The organism is Streptomyces nodosus (genome assembly GCF_008704995.1).
Classification (GTDB): domain Bacteria; phylum Actinomycetota; class Actinomycetes; order Streptomycetales; family Streptomycetaceae; genus Streptomyces; species Streptomyces nodosus.
Genome location: NZ_CP023747.1, coordinates 1,521,503 through 1,536,403, shown reverse-complemented (window position 1 = coordinate 1,536,403; position 14,901 = coordinate 1,521,503). Strand labels below are relative to the sequence as shown.

The 14,901-nt window shown below is 72.9% G+C and carries 15 protein-coding genes; 12 read left to right on the top strand and 3 right to left on the bottom strand.

Translation table 11 applies throughout. The features are described from left to right. Window positions 1-80: 80 nt before the first annotated feature. Window positions 81-2,240, top strand: a complete 2,160-nt coding sequence (locus CP978_RS06935) for a primosomal protein N' (protein WP_043438479.1) — start codon at window positions 81-83, stop codon at window positions 2,238-2,240. Between the two features lie 253 nt (window positions 2,241-2,493). Here CP978_RS06935 and CP978_RS06930 read toward each other — a convergent pair whose 3' ends face one another. Then, window positions 2,494-3,036: a hypothetical protein gene (locus CP978_RS06930; RefSeq protein ID WP_043438478.1), complete on the bottom strand. Its 543-nt coding sequence runs from the start codon at window positions 3,034-3,036 to the stop codon at window positions 2,494-2,496. Window positions 3,037-3,334: 298 nt separating this feature from the next. On the opposite strand from CP978_RS06930, the gene fmt reads away from it, so the two are divergent. Further along, window positions 3,335-4,267 carry a methionyl-tRNA formyltransferase gene (gene fmt, locus CP978_RS06925; RefSeq protein ID WP_043438477.1) on the top strand — a complete coding sequence of 311 codons (933 nt, stop codon included), beginning with the start codon at window positions 3,335-3,337 and terminating at the stop codon, window positions 4,265-4,267. Between the two features lie 89 nt (window positions 4,268-4,356). After that, window positions 4,357-5,775 carry an RsmB/NOP family class I SAM-dependent RNA methyltransferase gene (locus CP978_RS06920; protein ID WP_043438475.1) on the top strand — a complete coding sequence of 473 codons (1,419 nt, stop codon included), beginning with the start codon at window positions 4,357-4,359 and terminating at the stop codon, window positions 5,773-5,775. Between the two features lie 60 nt (window positions 5,776-5,835). Here CP978_RS06920 and CP978_RS06915 read toward each other — a convergent pair whose 3' ends face one another. After that, window positions 5,836-6,141, bottom strand: a complete 306-nt coding sequence (locus CP978_RS06915; RefSeq protein ID WP_043438474.1) for a hypothetical protein — start codon at window positions 6,139-6,141, stop codon at window positions 5,836-5,838. A gap of 123 nt (window positions 6,142-6,264) precedes the next feature. On the opposite strand from CP978_RS06915, the gene rpe reads away from it, so the two are divergent. The 6 genes from rpe (at window position 6,265) to CP978_RS06885 (ending at window position 11,031) form a co-directional block, all read left to right on the top strand. Beyond that, window positions 6,265-6,951, top strand: a complete 687-nt coding sequence (gene rpe, locus CP978_RS06910) for a ribulose-phosphate 3-epimerase (RefSeq protein WP_043438473.1) — start codon at window positions 6,265-6,267, stop codon at window positions 6,949-6,951. A 77-nt stretch (window positions 6,952-7,028) separates the two neighbouring features. Then, complete coding sequence (locus CP978_RS06905) at window positions 7,029-8,072, top strand: sugar-binding transcriptional regulator (protein ID WP_043438471.1); 1,044 nt, start codon at window positions 7,029-7,031, stop codon at window positions 8,070-8,072. A gap of 36 nt (window positions 8,073-8,108) precedes the next feature. Continuing rightward, window positions 8,109-8,519 carry a guanyl-specific ribonuclease gene (locus CP978_RS06900; RefSeq protein ID WP_043438470.1) on the top strand — a complete coding sequence of 137 codons (411 nt, stop codon included), beginning with the start codon at window positions 8,109-8,111 and terminating at the stop codon, window positions 8,517-8,519. Beyond that, complete coding sequence (locus tag CP978_RS06895) at window positions 8,516-8,845, top strand: barstar family protein (RefSeq protein ID WP_043438469.1); 330 nt, start codon at window positions 8,516-8,518, stop codon at window positions 8,843-8,845. The genes CP978_RS06900 and CP978_RS06895 overlap by 4 nt, the downstream gene beginning before the upstream one ends. A gap of 132 nt (window positions 8,846-8,977) precedes the next feature. Then, window positions 8,978-10,420, top strand: a complete 1,443-nt coding sequence (locus CP978_RS06890) for a GuaB1 family IMP dehydrogenase-related protein (protein WP_043448255.1) — start codon at window positions 8,978-8,980, stop codon at window positions 10,418-10,420. A 158-nt stretch (window positions 10,421-10,578) separates the two neighbouring features. Then, window positions 10,579-11,031, top strand: coding sequence for an Lrp/AsnC family transcriptional regulator (locus tag CP978_RS06885; protein ID WP_043438468.1), 453 nt, complete (start codon window positions 10,579-10,581; stop codon window positions 11,029-11,031). 20 nt (window positions 11,032-11,051) lie between these two features. Here CP978_RS06885 and CP978_RS06880 read toward each other — a convergent pair whose 3' ends face one another. Then, window positions 11,052-11,792 (bottom strand): GntR family transcriptional regulator, encoded by a 741-nt coding sequence (locus CP978_RS06880; protein ID WP_043438465.1) that lies wholly within the window; start codon window positions 11,790-11,792, stop codon window positions 11,052-11,054. Window positions 11,793-12,003: 211 nt separating this feature from the next. Here CP978_RS06880 and CP978_RS06875 point away from each other — a divergent pair, with 211 nt between their 5' ends. From CP978_RS06875 to CP978_RS06865, 3 genes are read left to right on the top strand one after another with little or no spacing between them, the layout of a single operon-like run. Then, complete coding sequence (locus CP978_RS06875; RefSeq protein WP_043438463.1) at window positions 12,004-13,158, top strand: ABC transporter substrate-binding protein; 1,155 nt, start codon at window positions 12,004-12,006, stop codon at window positions 13,156-13,158. Next, window positions 13,155-14,054 carry an ABC transporter permease gene (locus CP978_RS06870; RefSeq protein WP_043438460.1) on the top strand — a complete coding sequence of 300 codons (900 nt, stop codon included), beginning with the start codon at window positions 13,155-13,157 and terminating at the stop codon, window positions 14,052-14,054. The genes CP978_RS06875 and CP978_RS06870 overlap by 4 nt, the downstream gene beginning before the upstream one ends. Beyond that, entirely contained in the window at window positions 14,042-14,854 is an 813-nt protein-coding gene (locus CP978_RS06865; protein WP_043438456.1) for an ABC transporter permease, read from the top strand. The genes CP978_RS06870 and CP978_RS06865 overlap by 13 nt, the downstream gene beginning before the upstream one ends. Window positions 14,855-14,901: the final 47 nt, after the last annotated feature.

The following is a 14,901-nucleotide window of genomic DNA, read 5'->3' as shown; positions in this document are numbered from 1 at the left end:
GGGCGGTCCGTCGCGGGCCGGTGGCCCGATGTGCTCTCGGCCCCGCGTCGTTGTCGGTGGTGTTTGGTAAGAATGCAAGCGTGAGCAGCGGAAACGGGCGGCGACGGGCGGGCGGCGAAGAGACCGGACCGCCCGAGCAGCTTGCGCTGATACGGGACGCCGTGCGCAAGGCCAAGGAGCCCAGGGCCAAGCCGCGCACCTGGCGGGGCGCCGCACTGGCCGAGGAACTGCCCGTCGCCCGGGTCGTGGTCGACAAGGGCGTGCTGCATCTGGACCGGTACTTCGACTACGCCGTGCCCGAGGAACTCGACGCCGTCGCCCGGCCGGGGGTCAGGGTACGGGTGCGGTTCGGGGCCGGCGGGCGCACCGTGCGCGGCGGGCGGCGCGAGGGCGGCGCACTCATCGACGGGTACCTGGTCGAGCGGGTGGCCGAGTCCGACTACCGGGGTCCCCTCGCGGCGCTGGCACAGGTCGTGTCGCCTGAGCCCGTGCTGTCGCCCGAGCTGCTGGCGCTGGCCAGGGCCGTCGCCGACCGGTATGCGGGCAGTCTCGCCGATGTGCTGCAACTGGCCGTTCCACCGCGGCACGCCCGCGCCGAGGCCGCGGAGACGGGGCCGCCGCCCCCGCCGCCCCCCGCACCCGACCCAGGGTCCTGGCGCAGCTATGGGCGGGGCGAGGACTTTCTGCGCTCGCTGGCCTCCGGAGGTGCGCCCCGCGCCGTGTGGACGGCGCTGCCGGGGCCCCGGTGGGCGGAGGAGACGGCCCGTGCCGTGCAGGCCACGCTGGCCTCCGGCCGGGGTGCGCTGGTCGTGGTGCCCGCCGGACGGCCCGCCGCGCGGGTCGACGCGGCCCTGCGCGCGCTCCTGGGCGAGGGCGGACATGCCCTGCTGACCGCCGACGCCGGGCAGGAGCGGCGCTACCGGGAATGGCTCGCGGTGCGACGCGGGGCGGTACGGGCCGTCGTCGGGACCCGGGCCGCCATGTTCGCCCCCGTGCAGAATCTCGGTCTGGTGGTCGTCTGGGACGACGGCGACTCGGGGCACAGCGACGAACACGCCCCCTTCCCCCATGTCCGCGAGGTGCTGGAGCTGCGCGCCACCCGTGACAAGTGCGCCTTTCTGCTGGGGAGTTGGGGCTGCACCGTGGAGGCCGCCCAACTGGTGGAGAGCGGGTGGGCCGTGCCGCTGGCCGCCGACCGCGAGCAGGTGCGGGCCGCCGCCCCGCTGGTGCGGACGGTGGGGGACGGCGACCTCGCCCGGGACGGGGCGGCCCGGGCGGCCCGTCTGCCGACCCTCGCCTGGGAGGTCGTACGGGACGGGCTGCGGCGGGGGCCGGTCCTGGTGCAGGTGCCCCGGCGCGGCTATGTGCCCCGGCTGGCCTGCGAGCGGTGCCGGGAGCCCGCCCGCTGCCGGCACTGTGCCGGGCCCCTGGCCGCGCAGGAGGCGGGGGAGCTGCGGTGCGGGTGGTGCGGGCGGGAGGAGACCGCCTGGCACTGTGGTGCGTGCGGAGGGTTCCGGCTGCGCGCCAGTGTCGTGGGCGCCCGGCGTACCGCCGAGGAGCTGGGACGCGCGTTTCCCGCGGTTCCGGTGCGGACCTCGGGACGGGAGCAGGTGCTGGACACGGTGCCGGGGACGCCCGCCCTGGTGGTCAGCACCCCGGGGGCCGAGCCCGTCGCCGAGGGCGGGTATGCGGCGGCGGTGCTCCTCGACGGATGGGCCATGCTCGGGCGGCCCGATCTGCGGGCGAGTGAGGAGGCGCTGCGGCGGTGGCTCGGCGCCGCCGCGCTGGTGCGTCCGCAGTCGGCCGGCGGCACCGTGGTGGTCGTGGCCGAGCCGACGCTGCGGCCCGTGCAGGCGCTGGTGCGCTGGGACCCCGTCGGGCATGCGCTGCGGGAGCTGGCCGAGCGGGCCGAACTGGGCTTCCCCCCGGTGTCGAGGATGGCGGCCGTGTCGGGGCCGGCCGGGGCCGTGCCGGAGTTCCTCGACGGGGTGCAGCTCCCGTCGGACGCGGAGGTGCTGGGCCCGGTGCCGCTGCCGGTCACCGAGGCCGGACGGCCGCGGCGGACCGGGGAGGCGCCGGGGGGCGAGCCGGGGGAGCGGGCGCTGGTCCGGGTGCCGCCCGGGAGCGGGGCCGCGCTGGCGAGCGCGTTGAAGACCGCGCTCGCCGCCAGAACGGCACGCGGGGGCAGCGGCGGGGGCCAGACGGTGCGGGTCCGGGTCGACCCGCCGGACATCGGCTGAGGTATGCGCCCTCGGCTGAGGCCCGGGCGCTCGCGGGGGAGCCGGCCGCCCGCACGATCGCGCCCGGTTCCGGTCGCGCATACGCCGCCCTCACGGCCCTCGTCGTACGACGTCCGGCGCGCGACGGTGTCCCCGCGCCTGGAGTGGGACGGGACCGTGTGGGGCTGGACCGTGTGGGGAGGGGCCATGTGCCGTGCGCACACGGCCCCGCGCGCGTGGGCGGCGCAGCCGCGTGGTCACAGCACCGGGTGGGTCAGCCGTTGCGGGGGCCGGGGAAGGCCGTCGGCCGGGTGTCCTCGCGGAGGGTGGGGCTGCCGGCCGTCGGCTGGGTCGGCATGGTGCGGGCCGCGGGGACGGTGGGGACCGTGGGGATGCCAGGGCCCACATTGAGGGTGCGGGTGCCTGACGGCTCCGGCGCGCGCTCGGCCTCGGCCGCGGCCTGCGCGGCGGCGCGGCGGGCGCCGTAACGGCGGTGCACCGCCTGCTTGGTGACCCCGAGTGCGGAACCCACGGCGTCCCACGAGAAGCCGAGCGAACGGTCGAAGTCCACGGCGGCCGTGACCAGGGTCTCGACACTGTCCCGCAGTTCCTGGGCGAGACGGACGGTCGGCGCGGGGGCGCGTCCGTAGACCACGAAGCCCGTGGAAGGGCCGGAACGGCGCGGGCGGTAGACGTTGCCCAACTGGGCGGTGAGGGTGCGCAGTGCGTCCACCTGTCGGCGGACCCGCTCGATGTCCCGGACCAGCAGGTGCAGGCTGGCCCGGGCCTGGGCGTCGTGGGTTGCGTGGTCGGCCATGAACAAGCCTCTCGAACCGGCGTTGAAAGGGATCGGGCCGCGTCGAGGGCCCGCTGTGGTCAACTCTTTCTTGACCAACGCGCTTTCGGGGCTCTGGTCACGGTGCGGGGGCGTAAGAGCGTGTACGTACGCCCCCATGGGGGGTGCGCGCTGCGCGGGGCGTGCGCCGTGGGCCGGGGCGGCCCTCGCGCCCCCGGCTCCCGAGCCCCCATAGACTGGTGCGCTGCCCGTCCGCCCCGGCGCAGCCGGCGGTGTGCGGGTCCGTCAGAACTCCCGCCCGAGAGGCCGTCATCCACTCATGAGGCTCGTCTTCGCAGGTACCCCCGAGGTAGCCGTCCCCGCGCTGGACGCTCTGCTCGCGTCCGAACGGCACGAGGTGGCCGCCGTCGTCACGCGGCCCGACGCCCCGGCGGGACGCGGACGCAGGCTGGTCGCCAGTCCCGTCGCCGAGCGCGCGGAGGAGGCAGGGATCGAGGTCCTCAAGCCGAACCGGCCCCGCGACGAGGACTTCCTGGCCCGGCTGAGGGAGATCGCCCCCGACTGCTGCCCCGTCGTCGCCTATGGTGCGCTGCTGCCCCGGGTCGCGCTGGACATCCCGGCCCACGGCTGGGTCAATCTGCACTTCTCCCTGCTTCCCGCGTGGCGCGGTGCCGCCCCCGTGCAGCACTCCCTCCTCGGCGGCGACGAGATCACCGGTGCCTCCACCTTCCTCATCGAGGAGGGGCTCGACTCCGGGCCCGTCTACGGCACCATCACCGAGCGGATCCGGCACACCGACACCAGCGGCGACCTCCTCACCCGTCTGGCCTTCGCCGGTGCCGGGCTGCTCGCCGCCACCATGGACGGCATCGAGGACGGCACCCTCAAGGCCGTGCCGCAGCCCGCCGACGGCGTCTCGCTCGCCCCGAAGATCACCGTCGAGGACGCGGGGGTCGACTGGTCGGCGCCCGCGCTGCGGGTCGACCGCGTGGTGCGCGCCTGTACGCCCGCGCCCGGCGCCTGGACCGTCTTCCGCGGCGAACGGCTCAAGCTCATCCAGGTCACGCCCCGGCCCGAGCGGACTGACCTCGCCCCAGGGGAGCTGTCCGTGGGCAAGAACAACGTCCAGGCCGGCACGGGTTCCCACGCGGTCGAGCTGCTGTGGGTGCAGGCCCAGGGCAAGAAGCCGATGCGGGCCGCGGACTGGGCGCGCGGGGTGCGGATCGGCGCCGGGGAGAGCCTCGGGAGCTGATCCTCCCCGACCCCGTCCGACCTCCCCCGATCCCCACGGACGTACGCTGGAACAGCGCATGTCGTCCCTTCAACCGGAGCACATTTTTCGTGAGCGACCAGCCCCGTCGTCCCCGCAAGCCCGGCAAGCCCTATCGCCGGCCCCAGAAGGACCCCGTCCGTCTCCTCGCCTTCGAGGCCCTGCGGGCCGTCGACGAGCGGGACGCCTATGCGAACCTCGTGCTGCCCCCGCTGCTGCGCAAGGCGCGTGAGAAGGACGGCTTCGACGGGCGGGACGCGGCGCTCGCCACCGAGCTGGTGTACGGGACGCTGCGCAGACAGGGGACGTACGACGCCGTTCTCGCGGAGTGTGTCGACCGGCCGCTGCGCGAGGTGGACCCGCCGGTGCTCGATGTGCTGAGCCTGGGCGCCCATCAGCTGCTGGGGACCCGGATCCCCAGCCATGCCGCAGTGTCGGCCACCGTCGAGCTGGCCCGGGTGGTGCTGGGCGACGGCCGGGCCAAGTTCGTCAACGCGGTGCTGCGCAAGGTCGCGCGGCACGACCTCGACGGCTGGCTGGAGCAAGTGGCTCCGCCCTACGACAAGGACCCCGAGGACCATCTCGCCGTGGTGCACTCGCATCCGCGCTGGGTCGTGTCCGCGCTGTGGGACTCGCTCGGCGGCGGGCGCGCCGGGATCGAGGACCTCCTCGAGGCCGACAACGAACGGCCCGAGGTCACCCTGGTCGCCCGTCCGGGCCGTGCCACCACCGAGGAGCTGCTCCGCGAGGACGCGGCCGTACCGGGCCGCTGGTCGCCCTACGCGGTCCGGCTCACCGAAGGCGGCGAGCCGGGCGCCGTGGAGGCCGTACGGGAGGGCCGGGCCGGCGTCCAGGACGAGGGCAGCCAGCTGGTCGCGCTCGCCCTGGCCGACGCGCCCCTGGAGGGGCCCGACGAGAAGTGGCTGGACGGCTGCGCCGGGCCCGGCGGCAAGGCCGCGCTGCTCGCCGCGCTGGCCGCCGAGCGCGGGGCCGTGCTGCTGGCCTCCGAGAAGCAGCCGCACCGGGCCGGTCTGGTGGCCAGGGCCCTCGCCTCGAACCCCGGCCCCTACCAGGTGATCGCCGCCGACGGCACCCGCCCGCCCTGGCGCCCCGGCACCTTCGACCGGGTGCTGATGGATGTGCCCTGCACGGGGCTCGGTGCGCTGCGCCGCCGCCCCGAGGCACGCTGGCGCCGCCGCCCCGAGGACCTGGACAACTTCGGGCCGCTCCAGCGCGCCCTGCTGCGGACGGCGCTGCGCTCCGTGCGCGTCGGCGGGGTCGTCGGCTATGCCACCTGCTCGCCGCATCTCGCCGAGACCCGTGCCGTGGTGGACGATGTGCTCAAGCAGCACGGGGACGCGGAGCTCATCGACGCCCGGCCGCTGCTGCCCGGCGTACCGGCCCTCGGCGACGGTCCCGACGTACAGCTGTGGCCGCATCTGCACGGCACCGACGCGATGTATCTGGCGCTCGTCCGCCGGACCGCCTGACGCCGGCGGGGGCCGCGACCACCAGCCGCCGGACCGTCGGACGCCCGGCGGGGGCCTCGGCTACCAGTAGGTGCGCCGGATCGTGTCGGGCAGTCGCCCCTGCCGCTCCCCCTCCTGGAAGATCACCGATGCCGCGATCAGGAAGGCGCGACGGATCTCCGGGTCCGGGTCGGGGTTCTCCGTGTTCCCGACGTCTTTCGCGAGGAGCATCTCGCCGAGGACGGCTCCCTCCGGTGTGCAGGGGCGGGCGACCGCTTCCGCCAGGTCGATCAGGACGTTTCCGGTGGCTCCTTCCGCGGTCTCCCAGGCGTAGACGGACCCCGTTTCGAGGGAATGGGTCTTCCTGCATGTCAGTGCTGCTGTCACGGGGCGAGAACCTACCGTGGGCCGGGGATCGTCGCGGTGTCCGCGGCGGGAGTCCGGACGGGCCGGAGGTCCGGTGGGCGGACCGGGGCCAACAAGCCGCTTCGGGCATGGCACGCTTGGGTCATGGCCGTGCAGATCAACCCCAGCATCCTGTCCGCGGACTTCGCCCGCCTCGCCGACGAGGCGAAGGCCGTGGAGGGCGCCGACTGGCTCCACGTCGACGTCATGGACAACCACTTCGTCCCGAACTTGACGCTCGGTGTGCCGATCGTCGAGTCCCTGGTGCGGGCGACGGACATCCCGCTGGACTGCCATCTGATGATCGAGGACGCCGATCGCTGGGCCCCGCAGTACGTCGAGGCGGGAGCCGGCTCCGTGACCTTCCATGTGGAGGCCGCGGCGGCGCCGGTGCGGCTCGCCCGTGAGATCCGGGCCAAGGGCGCCCGGGCCTCCATGGCCCTCAAGCCCGCGACCCCGATCGAGCCGTACGAGGACCTGCTGCCCGAGCTGGACATGCTGCTGATCATGACGGTCGAGCCCGGCTTCGGCGGCCAGGCCTTCCTGGACATCATGCTCCCGAAGATCCGCCGCACCCGTGAGCTGATCAGCAAGCACGGCCTCGAACTGTGGCTCCAGGTGGACGGCGGAGTCTCGGCCTCCACCATCGAACAGTGCGCGGAGGCGGGGGCGGACGTCTTCGTGGCCGGTTCGGCCGTGTACGGGGCCGGGGACCCGGCCGAGGCGGTGCGCGCACTGCGCGCCCAGGCGGAGCGGGCGACCGCCCGGGCGTCCTGGGCGTGCGACGACTGAGACAACGGAACCTGAACGCCGTCCGTCCGGGCTGATCAAACACGCCGGATCTGCAAGGATGAACGGCGAATCCAAGTGTGAACAGCAGTGAGGAGATGGCCGTGTCGGGTATGTCGGCGGGCCGGTCAGCCATGCGGATGGGACCCGCTGAGCTGGTGCAGGCGGCGGCCATGGCCCGTCGCTTCTATCTCGAGGGCAAATCCAAGATCCAGATCGCGGAGGAGTTCGGCGTCAGCCGCTTCAAAGTGGCCCGGGTCCTGGAGACCGCTCTCGAACGGGATCTGGTACGGATCGAGATCCGTGTCCCGGCCGAGCTGGACGCCGAGCGCTCCGACGCGCTGCGCGCCCGCTACGGCCTCAGACACGCCGTGGTGGTCGAGTCCCCGGCGGACGTCGAGGAGTCGCCCGACCCGGAGAACCTGGGCGAGGTGGCGGCAGATCTGCTCGGCGAACTGGTGACCGAGGGCGATGTGCTGGGCCTGGCCTGGGGCCGCTCCACCATTCATATGGCGGCTGCCCTGAACCGGCTGCCGCCGTGCACGGTGGTGCAGCTGACGGGCGTGTACGACGCCGGGACCGCCGAGCGCGGCTCGGTGGAGGCCGTGCGCCGTGCCGCGCAGGTCTCGGGCGGGGACGCGCACCCCATCTACGCGCCGATGCTGTTGCCGGACGCGGCGACCGCGGCGGCGCTGCGCAACCAGACCGGGATCGCCCGTGCCTTCGAGTACTTCGACAAGGTCACGGTCGCCTGTGTCTCCATCGGCTCCTGGGAGCCGGGCATCTCGACGGTGCACGACATGCTGAGCGACGAGGAGCGTGCCCACTACGCCTCCCTCGGGGTAGCCGCCGAGATGTCCGCACACCTCTTCGACGCCGAGGGCCGCCGGATCGGGCGGGACCTGGGGGAGCGGTGCATCACGGTCAAGGCCGACCAGCTGCGCCGCATCCCGGAGGTCGTCGCGATCGCGGGCGGTCAGCGCAAGGGGTCCGCGATCGACGCGGTGCTGCGGTCCGGGCTCGTCACCAGCCTGGTGACGGACACCTCGGCGGCGGACTACCTGATGGCGGCGGGACCGACGCCGAAGCCCGCCCTGAACCGGGCGGACCCCGACGGGGCCTGACGGGCCGCGTGGGACGGCCGTGGGAACATCTACGGCATGCTGCTGCGGTTCGTCCCCCGTGTGCTCGCGGGGCTCCTCGTCACGCTCGTCGTCCTACTGACGGGCTGCTCGCCCTCAGGTCCCTCCGGAGCCACCGGTGCCGGCTCCTCCGCCCCGTCATGGGCCCGGGGGATGGCCACGATCAGCCGGTCCGGGCTGCCGGCCGAGGCCCGGCAGACGCTGGACCTCATCGACCGGGGCGGCCCCTTCCCGTACCGGCAGGACAACACCGTGTTCGGCAATTTCGAGGGGCGGCTGCCCAAGGAGCCGCGTGGCTATTACCACGAGTACACGGTGCGCACCCCGGGGTCGCGCGATCGTGGTGCCAGGCGCATCGTCACCGGTCAGGGCGGGGAGTTCTACTACACCGATGATCACTACAACACGTTCCGGGCGGTACTGAGATGAGCGAAGAGCTGGCAGGCCGGGTCGTGGTCACCGTCGACCTCGACGGTGTCACGGACAAGGCGGGACTGATGGACCGCGTCGCGCACGCCCTTGCGCTGCCCGACTGGTTCGGACGGAACTGGGACGCGCTGGCGGACAGCCTCGGCGACGAGACCCTCTGGCCCGCCGGGGCCGTCGAGCGGGGGATGCTGGTCGTCGTACGTGGCTGGCAGACGTATGCGCAGGCCAGGCCGGAGGAGTGGAAGATCGCCGAGGAGGTCTTCGCCGGCTCGGCGGGCGACCGTCCGGCCCTGGACATCGCCCTCGCGCTTGGAGGTTCCTCCTAGGCGGCCGACGCCCCGCCTGGAGCTTTCGTCCGGGCATGGCACGGCCTGCGCCATGGGAGAATGAAGTACGTGCTCTTTCCCCCTGACGGACCTGTCCGGGGGCCGCCTCCGATCGACTGGGATGTGCAGCACGTGCGTTTCCTCAACGACATCCAGCCCGCGTACGACCTGACCTACGACGACGTCTTCATGGTGCCGAGCCGTTCCTCGGTCGGTTCCCGGCACGGTGTGGACCTCAGCTCCCCGGACGGCTCGGGTACGACCATCCCGCTCGTCGTCGCCAATATGACGGCCATCGCCGGGCGCCGTATGGCGGAGACCGTGGCCCGGCGCGGCGGTCTGGTCGTCATCCCGCAGGACATCCCCATCGATGTGGTGGCCGACGTCGTCTCCTGGGTCAAGAGCCGCCATCTGGTGCTGGACACCCCCATCGTGCTGGCCCCGCACCAGACCGTCGCCGACGCCCTGGCGCTGCTGCCGAAGCGCGCGCACAACGCCGGGGTGGTCGTCGACGAGGCGCACCGGCCTATCGGCGTGGTCACCGAGGCGGATCTGTCCGGGGTGGACCGCTTCACCCAGCTCGAAGTGGTCATGTCGAAGGACCTGCTGCTCCTCGACGCCGGCATCGAGCCCCGCGAGGCCTTCAACGCCCTCGACTCCGCCAACCGCCGCTATGCGCCCGCCGTCGGCGAGGACGGCCGGCTCGCCGGCATCCTCACCCGCAAGGGCGCCCTGCGCGCCACGCTCTACACCCCGGCCACCGACGCGGGCGGGAGGCTGCGCATCGCCGCCGCCGTCGGCATCAACGGCGATGTCGCGGGCAAGGCCAAGCAGCTGCTGGACGCGGGCGTCGACACCCTGGTCATCGACACCGCGCACGGCCATCAGGAGTCGATGATCGGCGCCCTCAGGACGGTACGGGCGCTGGACCCGCAGGTGCCGCTGGTGGCGGGCAATGTCGTCGCCGCCGAGGGAGTGCGCGATCTGATCGAGGCCGGCGCGGACATCGTCAAGGTGGGCGTGGGCCCCGGCGCCATGTGCACCACCCGGATGATGACCGGCGTCGGCCGGCCGCAGTTCTCGGCGGTCCTGGAGTGCGCGGCCGAGGCGAGGAAGTTCGGCAAGCACGTATGGGCCGACGGCGGTGTCCGTCATCCGCGCGATGTGGCGATGGCACTGGCCGCGGGCGCCTCCAATGTGATGATCGGCTCCTGGTTCGCGGGCACCTATGAGTCCCCGGGCGACCTCCAGCAGGACGCGAGCGGACGGCTCTACAAGGAGTCCTTCGGCATGGCGTCGGCGCGCGCGGTGCGCAACCGCACCTCGGAGGAGTCGGCGTACGACCGGGCACGCAAGGCCCTGTACGAGGAGGGCATCTCCACCTCCCGGATGTACCTGGACCCGGTCCGCCCGAGCGTCGAGGACCTGATCGACTCGATCATCGCGGGCGTCCGCTCCTCCTGCACCTACGCCGGTGCCGCCTCCCTCGAGGAGTTCGCCGAGCGGGCCGTGGTGGGCATCCAGAGCGCGGCCGGCTATGCGGAGGGCAAGCCGCTGCACGCCAGCTGGAGCTGAGCCGGCCCCGGGCGGCCTTCCGGGCGTCACCCGGGCGGTGTGCGGAGTCCCGATGGCCGTCGGGGGCGGCGTGTTCTACTTCCGGTAGGCGCCGCCCCCGGCCGTCCGCCGTGGAGCCGCGCCTTCCGCAGCCCTCGCACAGAAGTGAACCGCCCGCCTTGCTGAACGATCTCGACGAACGCATCGTCCACGCCCTCGCCGAGGACGCCCGCCGCTCCTATGCGGACATCGGGCACCTGGTCGGCCTGTCCGCGCCCGCGGTGAAGCGGCGCGTGGACCGGCTGCGCGCCTCCGGTGCCATCACCGGGTTCACCGTCCGGGTGGACCCGGCGGCGCTCGGCTGGGAGACCGAGGGGTTCGTCGAGATCTACTGCCGGCGCAACACCTCGCCGGAGATCATCCAGCGGGGTCTGGAGCGCTACCAGGAGGTCGTGTCCGCCTCCACCGTCACCGGCGAGGCGGACGCTATCGCCCAGGTCTTCGCCTCGGACATGCGGCACTTCGAGCGGGTGCTGGAACGGATCGCGGGCGAGCCCTTCGTGGAACGCACCAAGTCCGTACTGGTGCTCTCCCCGCTGCTCCGCCGCTTCTCCTCGGGCTCACCGACATAGGGTCCACCCGAGGCCGGAGGTCACCCGGCCGGCTTGCGGGCCAGGGCGTTGTTGCCGATGGCGTTGTGCACGCTGAAGTTCACCGCGTCCGACCGGTAGCGGTCGTCGGACCACTCCACCGGGCGCCCGTCGCGGGTGGTGGTGACACGGCGGACCCTCAGCAGCGGGCTGGTGCGCCGGACGCCGAGCAGTTCGGCGTCCCGGGCGCCTGCGGCCACCGCGTCGATGAGGTGCTCGCCGTGGGCGAACACCAGGCCCGTCTCGTCGAAGAGCCGCTGGGTCACGGAGGGGCAGCCCGGCTCGATGGACTCCACCGCCGGGGAGATCCAGTCCGCGTACACCGTCCGTTCCAGCAGGACCGGCTCGCCGTCCAGCCCCCGCACCCGCAGGACGTGCAGCACCGGGGCCCCCTCGGGCAGCTGGAGCAGGGCCGCGTCCTCCTTCGTCGCGGGCCGGCGCTCCTGGCTCACCACCTGCCCGGTCGCCTCGCGCCCCATCGCCCGCGCCCACTGCGCGAAGCTGCGCAGCTCCGCGAAGCTCTGGCTGCGCCGGCTGGCCAGGACGACCCTGCGGGCACCCTGCCGCGACCCGATGAGCCCCTCGGCGGTCAGGGCCGCGACGGCCTGGCGTACCGTCCCGCGTGAGACTCCGTAGTGAGCCGCGAGGTCCGTCTCCGGAGGCAGCAGCGACCCCACCGTGTACTCCTCGCGGTCGATCGCACGCCGCAGTGCGTCGGCGATCTCCTCGTGTCGCGCTGTCATGCTTCCCCTCTGACTCGGCCACTGTGCACAGCGCTGCCAGCCTAGACGAGGCTCCGGGCGTTCCGTACACCCCGGGATTGTGCAGGCAACAAGGGCTCAAGGTTTGAGCAGCGTTTACGCGAAGGACATCGACGCCGGGCGTACTGGAGTCGACTTGTTCAGACAAGTTCCCCGCCTCGCCCGAGCCTTCGTGCGTACTCCTGGAGAGACCGTGACCGTGTTCCAGCCGAGGACCGCTGTCCTCACCGGTGGCCTCGTCGTCGCCGCACTCGCCCTCAGCGCCTGTGGCGCGGCCCCCGACAAGGCGTCGACCGGCGCGGACGGCAAGAGCGCGGCCTCCGCGACCTCGGCCGCGGACTTCGGCGGCCTCGACGCCCTGGTGAAGGCCGCCAAGAAGGAGGGCACGCTGCATGCGATCGCCCTGCCCCGGGACTGGGCCAACTACGGCGCCCTGATCGACGGTTTCCAGAAGAAGTACGGCATCAAGGTCGAGGTCGAGAACCCGGACGGCTCCAGCCAGGACGAGATCAACGCGGTCACCTCCCGCAAGGGCCAGGACCGCGCCCCCGACGTCCTCGACCTGGGCACCTCCTTCGCGCTCAGCGCCGCTCAGCAGGGGCTGCTGGCGTCGTACGAGGTGACCGCCTACGACGACATCCCCGAGGGCCAGAAGGACGCCCAGGCGCGCTGGTACAACGACTACGGCGGCTATATCTCCATCGGCTGCGACGACAAGCGCGTCAAGACCTGCCCGACCTCCTTCAAGGACCTCCTCAAGCCGGAGTACAAGGGCCAGGTCGCGCTCAACGGCAACCCCACCAAGGCGGCCGCGGCCTTCGCCGGCGTGTACGCGGCGTCCCTGGCGAACGGCGGCTCCTTCGACGACATCCAGCCCGGTCTCGACTTCTTCGCCCGGCTGAAGAAGAACGGCAACTACACGCCCGTCGAGTCCACCCCGGCCACCGTCGAGAAGGGCGAGACCCCGATCACCATCGACTGGGACTACCTGAACGCCGGGTACGCCGACGAGTTCAAGTCCAAGGGCCTGGACTGGAAGGTCGTCGTGCCGGACGACGGCATGTTCTCCCAGTACTACTCGCAGGCCATCAACAAGGACGCCCCGCACCCGGCGGCCGCCCGCCTGTGGCAGGAGTACCTCTACGGTGCCGAGGGCCAGAACCTGTGGCTCCAGGGATACGCCCGCCCCGTCCTGATGCCCGCCATGGAGAAGGCCGGCACCCTCGACAAGGACGCGGCGGCCAAGCTGCCCGAGGTCTCCGGCACCCCCGCCTTCCCGTCCGAGGACCAGCAGAACAAGGCCAAGACGGTCGTCGCGCAGGGCTGGGGCAAGGCCGTCTCCGGATGACCGTCGCCCTCACCGAGGCCGAACCGGCGCCCGCCGCTGCACCACGTCAGCGGCGGCGCCGCGCCACCGGCCGGCTCGCCGTCCTCCCGCTGCTCGCCTTCACCGGCGTCGCCTTCGGGATCCCTGCCCTCGCCATGCTGAACGGCGCCCTCACCGTCAAGGACCCGGCCACCGGCGCCACCTCCTACAGCACCGCCAACCTCAGCGCCTCCCTGCACGGCGCCTATCTCACCGCCCTGATCGGCAGCGTCAAGCTCTCCGCCGTATCCGCGGTGCTCGCCGCCGCGCTGGGACTGCCGCTCGCCCAGACCGTGGTGACCTCCCGTTTCCGCGCGCTGCGCGAGGCCGTGCTCACCGCCGCCGGGGTTCTCGCGAACTTCGGCGGCGTCCCGCTGGCGTTCGCCTTCGTCGCCACGCTCGGCAACTCCGGGGTGCTCACCCGCCGCCTCGGCCTGGCCGACAAGGGCTGGAACCTCTACAGCTTCTGGGGCCTGGTGATCGTCTATCTGTACTTCCTGATCCCGCTGATGGTCCTCACCATCACCCCCGCCCTCGACGGACTGCGCACCCAGTGGCGGGAGGCCGCCCGGAACAACGGGGCCACCGCCTTCCAGTACTGGCGCCATGTCGCCCTGCCCGTGCTGCTGCCCTCCCTGCTCGGCGGACTGGTGCTGCTCTTCGGCAGCGCCTTCGCCGCCTACGCCACCGCCGCCGCGATGGTGGGCAGCGCCGTCCCGCTGGTCACCCTGCAGATCGCCGACGCCATCTCCGGGAACGTCCTGGTCGGCCAGGAGAACGTGGCGCTCGCCCTCAGCCTCGACATGGTCCTGGTCGCGGGCCTGGTCATGGCCGTGTATCTGCCCCTGCAACGACGGAGTGCGCGATGGCTCGCCTGAACCCGTGGCGCTGGGCCGTACTGGCCGGTGCCGGGCTGTACTTCCTCGTCCCGCTCGCCGCGTCCGTGGTCTTCACGGTGGACGTGCCCGGACAGGGCGTCACCTTCGACGCCTACACCGAGATCGTCTCCACCGACGGCTTCGGCTCCAGCCTGCTGCTGTCGCTGGAGCTGGCCGCCGCGACCATCGCCCTGGTGCTGCTGCTCACCGTGCCCGCCCTGGTCGCGCTGCGGCTCGGCGCGCCCCGGCTGCGGCCGCTGGTCGAGGTCGTGTGCGCGCTGCCGCTGGTCGTCCCGCCGATCGCCTTCGTCGCGGGGATCTCCACCGTCCTCAAATGGGGGCCCGAACACCTCTCGCGCACACCGCTGTTCCAGACGTTCGTGGCCGTCCAGAACCCGGACTTCCCGTTCGTGCTCGTCCTCGCGTACGTCGTGATGGCGCTGCCGTTCGTGCACCGGGCCCTGGACGCCGGGCTGCGCGCCGTCGACGTACGCACCCTGGTGGAGGCCGCGCGCAGCTGCGGGGCGAGCCGGCCCCAGGCCCTGCTGCGGGTGGTGCTGCCCAATCTCCGCGGTGCGCTGCTGAACGCCTCCTTCCTCACCCTGGCGCTGGTCCTCGGCGAGTTCACCGTCGCCCAGCTGCTCGGCTTCACCCCGTTCGCCGTGTGGATCTACAGCGTCGGAGGGTCCCAGGCCCAGCTGTCCGTCGCCGTCTCCGTGCTCAGCCTGCTCGTCACCTGGGCCCTGCTCCTCTCGCTCGCCGTCCTCGGCGGGCGCTCCCGTACCCCTGCCAGGGGATGAACCCCATGACGCTCGATGAGGCGGAACCCCATGACGCTCGATGAGGC

Excerpts from the sequence above, each read along its gene's own strand:
- CP978_RS06930 (WP_043438478.1), bottom strand. The coding sequence starts at position 3,036 with ATGGCCGACCACGCAACCCACGACGCCCAGGCCCGGGCCAGCCTGCAC.
- fmt (WP_043438477.1), top strand. The coding sequence starts at position 3,335 with ATGAGGCTCGTCTTCGCAGGTACCCCCGAGGTAGCCGTCCCCGCGCTG.
- rpe (WP_043438473.1), top strand. The coding sequence starts at position 6,265 with ATGGCCGTGCAGATCAACCCCAGCATCCTGTCCGCGGACTTCGCCCGC.
- CP978_RS06900 (WP_043438470.1), top strand. The coding sequence starts at position 8,109 with ATGCTGCTGCGGTTCGTCCCCCGTGTGCTCGCGGGGCTCCTCGTCACG.
- CP978_RS06895 (WP_043438469.1), top strand. The coding sequence starts at position 8,516 with ATGAGCGAAGAGCTGGCAGGCCGGGTCGTGGTCACCGTCGACCTCGAC.
- CP978_RS06880 (WP_043438465.1), bottom strand. The coding sequence starts at position 11,792 with ATGACAGCGCGACACGAGGAGATCGCCGACGCACTGCGGCGTGCGATC.
- CP978_RS06870 (WP_043438460.1), top strand. The coding sequence starts at position 13,155 with ATGACCGTCGCCCTCACCGAGGCCGAACCGGCGCCCGCCGCTGCACCA.
- CP978_RS06865 (WP_043438456.1), top strand. The coding sequence starts at position 14,042 with ATGGCTCGCCTGAACCCGTGGCGCTGGGCCGTACTGGCCGGTGCCGGG.